The organism is Streptomyces brasiliensis, from assembly GCF_014647875.1.
Classification (GTDB): Bacteria; Actinomycetota; Actinomycetes; order Streptomycetales; family Streptomycetaceae; genus Streptomyces; species Streptomyces brasiliensis.
Window position 1 is genome coordinate 1 of the sequence record NZ_BMQA01000209.1, and the last position, 1,600, is coordinate 1,600.

Annotated in this window: 3 protein-coding genes; 1 reads left to right on the plus strand and 2 read right to left on the minus strand. The window is 65.1% G+C overall.

Going from position 1 to position 1,600, the window contains the following annotated elements:
- Nucleotides 1–258: 258 nt before the first annotated feature.
- A complete protein-coding gene (locus IEZ19_RS49755) occupies nt 259–729 on the plus strand; it encodes a GNAT family N-acetyltransferase (protein WP_229841746.1) in 471 nt (156 codons plus the stop codon).
- Between the two features lie 109 nt (nt 730–838).
- Here IEZ19_RS49755 and IEZ19_RS52485 read toward each other — a convergent pair whose 3' ends face one another.
- Together IEZ19_RS52485 and IEZ19_RS52945 are read right to left on the minus strand one after the other, a co-directional pair.
- Nucleotides 839–1,060, minus strand: a complete 222-nt coding sequence (locus IEZ19_RS52485) for a DUF6083 domain-containing protein (RefSeq protein ID WP_268248809.1) — start codon at nt 1,058–1,060, stop codon at nt 839–841.
- Complete coding sequence (locus tag IEZ19_RS52945; RefSeq protein ID WP_268248810.1) at nt 1,057–1,140, minus strand: hypothetical protein; 84 nt, start codon at nt 1,138–1,140, stop codon at nt 1,057–1,059. Before IEZ19_RS52945 ends, IEZ19_RS52485 begins: the two co-directional genes overlap by 4 nt.
- Nucleotides 1,141–1,600 lie beyond the last annotated feature (460 nt).

Sequence of the window (1,600 nt, forward strand, 5' to 3'; positions counted from 1 at the left end):
ATCTGGATCAAAGACCTCGCTCAGACCACCACTTGATCACGACTCAATACGCGCCCTAGTGTGCGCAAAGTCTCGGTCTCGGGCTGGGTCGGCAGCGCAAGCGCCACGCGGTTCCCTGCGCACCCCCACCCGGCCGACGAGAATCAAAGACGTCCAACCTGGCGCCCTCGATAACGCGTCCGCACGGGAATGCCGCCGGGTGGCGGCTCTTCATGTAGGCCCCGATGGCGCAGCTGCCGGATGTGGAAGGGGTGTGGCATGAGATCTCCAGGCGTGCACCTACGGGAAATCACCGACGACAATCGGGATGCCGTCCGTGCCCTCCGCGTCCGACGTGACCAGAAGCAGTTCGTCGCCTCCGTGTCCAAGTCGCTCAAGGAGGCGGCAAAGAAAGCGGAGGCCAATCCCTGGTACCGCGCCGTGTACCGCGGCGACGAGCCGGTCGGCTTCGTGATGCTGTCGTGGAGACCGCCGGCTGGCCCTTACCAAGGGCGGCACTTCCTCTGGCGCCTCCTCGTCGACAAGCGGTACCAGAGGCGAGGGATCGGCCGAGAGGCGCTCATGCAGATCGCCGCCCTGGTGCGCGCGGACGGCGCCACCGAGCTGCTGACCAGCTACGAGCCCGGCGACGGCGAACCATGGCCCTTCTACCAGAAGTTCGGGTTCGAGCCCACCGGGGAGATCGACGACGGCGAGATCGTTCTGCGGCTCACCTTCCCCGCTCGATGAGCTCATACGGAAAGCGGACGGTTTTGACCTCCGGTGGTCTCACGACGAAAAAGCTGGTTTGCACCTGGAAGTCGATGCCCATCACTTGCATGTCCGCCCCAACTGACCGTTACCCCGCATCTGGCCATTCCTCCGGAGGCCCTGGCGGCCCAGTGGCAGCCTGCCGCTCCGCTCGCCGCCCCTTCTCCGCTCGCAGCGTCGTCGACCACGGCCAAAGATCCGGCAGCGGTTGCGCCGAGCAGGCCAGCCGGTGCTCGATACGGCACCGTTGAAACGGATCTGGCGGACACACGCCGTAGACGGTTACCCGACCGTCGGAGAGCTCGATCACCGATGCTCCGCCGGTACCGTATGGGCCAGCAGAGTCATATCCGGTTCCAACAGAACCCATTCCTGCTCAAGCGTCGCCACTCGATCCTGCAGCAGACTGCAGTACGGGCAGCGCAACTGCCCACCATTCAGTCGACGCAGCTCCCCTTGTATTAAGAGGGCTTCTCGAAACCGAGTGTGGGGCTGGGTTCGTGCTGGTCAGGCATAGTGCCGGGGTGGGTGAGGTAGGTCCGGTGCGTCCGTGGAGATGGCGTGCTGGAGGTGTGTGATGGCGTCGGTGTTGGGGCTGCTGGAGGAGCGGGAGCGTGCGGCCCGGAAGCGAGTGGAGGAGTTGCAGAAACCGCCCCTGACCCTCAGCCTCTACCACGAGCACCCGATCGAACACTCACCTCAGGCGCATGACCGCCGGCGTCCGGATAAACAAACCTCAATGCCGATCTGTCCCGCCTGCAACGGTCCGCTGAAGGCCGGCGCCTTTGTTGGGTCTTCATAGTTGAGCGGTGCGGAGGTGCCCGCGGGCTCGGCGGGTGGTGACGCAGCG